The sequence below is a fragment of the Streptomyces sp. SID3343 genome, from assembly GCF_009865215.1.
GTDB lineage: Bacteria > Actinomycetota > Actinomycetes > Streptomycetales > Streptomycetaceae > Embleya.
On the sequence record NZ_WWJX01000790.1, the window covers coordinates 1 to 2835 of the forward strand.

Annotated in this window: 2 protein-coding genes; both read right to left on the reverse strand. The window is 72.7% G+C overall.

The genetic code is table 11. The annotated features are described in order from the left end of the window. Positions 1–960 (reverse strand): SWIM zinc finger family protein (locus tag GT354_RS24700; protein WP_161358573.1); only part of this gene is annotated, 960 nt, incomplete at its 3' end. Then, on the reverse strand, positions 957–2835 hold a 1879-nt coding region (locus GT354_RS24705), incomplete at its 5' end, for a DEAD/DEAH box helicase (RefSeq protein WP_161358574.1). The genes GT354_RS24700 and GT354_RS24705, both read right to left, overlap by 4 nt.

A 2835-nucleotide genomic window follows, 5' to 3' on the forward strand; every position in this document is an offset into this window, starting at 1 on the left:
GCGTGCGAGGTCGGCGGCGGGCAGGGTCCACGCGGTGTCCAGGGTGTCCAGCGCGACCGGGCCGCCGTGCCGCCACGCGGCGACCGCGCGAGGGAGGGCGGGGGTGCGCAGGTTGTCCTGTACCGCCGGGGCGTCGTGGGTCGCGGCCCAGCGCACGGTATCGGGCCAAATGCCCAAGGGCGCGGCGCAGATGCCCGCGAGCAGTTCGCCGGCCCGGCCGGCGGCGTCGACGACCAGGAGTTCGAGCGCGCCCGCGGGGATGCCCGGAGCGGTCGCGAACTGCGGTGCCGAGAAGGCGGGTTCGCCGGGCGGATCGGTCGGCAGAGCTGCGGCCGGTCGATACGCCTCGCGTGCCGAGACACCCGCCGCAGCCGATGTTCGGGGTGAGCGCGTACCGAGATCGCGCAGCCGATCCACGAACGTCCGCTCGTCGCGCCCGCGCATCAACAGCAGCAGGAACGGATCCTCGTCCAGCAGCCAGGCCGTCTGATAGCACAGCGCGGCGGCGTGCCGGCACGGCAACTCCCAGTCGGGACAATCACATTCGGGTTCGAGGTCACCCACGCCCGGCAGCAGCGGCACGTCCGCGTCGGCAGCGGCGGCCACCAGTCGGCGCGGCATGTCGCGGTCCAGCAGAGCCGCGATGTGCCCGGCCTCGACCGCGACTTGGGCCAGGAAGCGGTCCCATTGCGCGTCGTCGAACCGCTCGACGAAAACGACCGTGGTGTACTGCGTACCGTCCGCGTCGTGCACCGGTGCGGAGATCCGGCCGACGCCGACCGTGATCGGCCCGACCCGGCCCGAGCCGGCGTACGCGCGACCCTTGCGCAGGGGTTCGTTCGCGAGCGCGGCATCCTCCACCGCGTCGGTCCAGGCGCGGCCCCACCACGTCCGCCCTCCCACGCTTCGAGACTTCTGCGGGGCGAAGGCCGGGAACCCCCGGGCGGCAACGGAGTTCATCGGGCGCTCCTCAGTTCGACCAGGTTTGCGAGATCGGTGTCGGAGAGTTCGGTCAACGCGGCCTCGCCGGCGGACAGTACGGAGTCGGCGAGTGCCCGCTTGTCGCGCAGCATCTCGGCGATCCGGTCCTCGATCGTGCCTTCGGCGATGAAGCGGTGCACCTGAACGGGACGGGTCTGGCCGATCCGGTACGCGCGGTCGGTGGCCTGCTCCTCGACGGCGGGGTTCCACCAGCGGTCGTAGTGCACGACGTGGTCGGCGCGGGTGAGGTTGAGACCGGTGCCGGCCGCCTTGAGGGAGAGCAGGAAGACCGGCACCTCGCCGTCCTGGAAGCGTTGGACCAGTTCCTCCCGGCGGGGCACCGGGGTGCCGCCGTGCAGGAGTTGGGCGGTGACGCCGCGCGCGGCGAGGTGTCGCTCCAGGAGCCTGGCCATGGTCACGTACTGGGTGAAGACCAGCACCGCGCCGCCCTCGGCGAGGATCGTGTCCAGGAGTTCGTCGAGCAGTTCCAACTTGCCGGAGCGGCCGTCGAGGACGGGCCTGCTCTCCTTGAGGTACTGCGCGGGGTGGTTGCAGATCTGTTTGAGACCCGTCAGCAGCTTGACGATCTGCCCCCGCCTGGCCATGCCGGTGGCGTCCGCCAACTCGGCCATCGCCTCGCGGACGGCCGCCTCGTACAGGCCCGCCTGTTCGCGCGTGAGCGACACCGGCTGGTCGGTCTCGGTCTTGGGCGGCAACTCGGGCGCGATGCCCGGGTCGGACTTGCGCCGGCGCAGCAGGAAGGGCGCGATCAGCCGGCCGAGCCGCTCGGCGGTCGCGCCGTCGCGGTCGGCCTCGACGGGCTTGGCCCAACGTCGGCGGAACGCGGTGAGCGTGTCGAGCAGGCCGGGCGTGGTCCAGTCGAGGATCGCCCACAGCTCGGACAGGGTGTTCTCCACGGGTGTCCCGGTGAGCGCGATCCTGGCCTGCGCGGGGATCATGCGCAGTGCCTTCGCGGTGCCCGACGTGTGGTTCTTGACGTGCTGCGCCTCGTCGGCGACGACGAGGGACCAACCGGGCTCGACGGCGGCCAGGCGCGCGGTGTCCAGGCGCATCGTGCCGTAGGTGGTGAGCACGAAGCCGTCGCGCAGGTCGTCGAGCGAGCGCGCGGCGGCGTGGAAGCGGCGCACGGGGGTGCCCGGGGCGAACCGCTTGATCTCGCGCTCCCAGTTGCCCAGCAGCGAGGCCGGGCACACCACCAGGGTGGGCCCGGCGGTGCCCGGGTCGGTCTGCCGATGCAGGTGCAGCGCGATCAACATGACGGTCTTGCCCAGGCCCATGTCGTCGGCGAGACAGCCGCCGAGGCCGAGCGAGGTCATCCGGTCCAGCCAACGCAGGCCGCGTAGTTGATAGTCGCGCAGGGTCGCGGCCAAGGTCTCGGGCTGGGTGATCGGTTCGCCACCGGCGTCGGGGTCGGCGATGCGGGCGCGCAGTTCGTCGAGCCACGACGACGTGCCCACCTCGACCGCGTGGCCGTCGACCTCGGTGGTGCCGGTGAGGGCCGCGGTGAGCGCCTCGATCGGGGTGAGGGCCTTGATCGAGCGATCACGGGCCTTGGCGGCGAGAGCGGGGTCGACCAGGACCCACTGATCGCGCAGGCGCACGATCGGTCGGTGCGACTCGGCCAGGAGGTCCATCTCGGCGGCGGTCAACGGCCGGTCGCCGAGCGCGAGTTGCCAGTCGAAGCCGAGCGGGGTGTGGCCGCCGAGGAAGGCGCGCAGGTCGCTCGGCGCGGCGTCGGCGCCGCCGATCACGGCCGTGGCGGTGAGCGAGCGGACGAGATCGCGCGGCCAGTGCACGTCCACCCCGGCGGCGGCCAGTCGCGCGGTCGCGGCG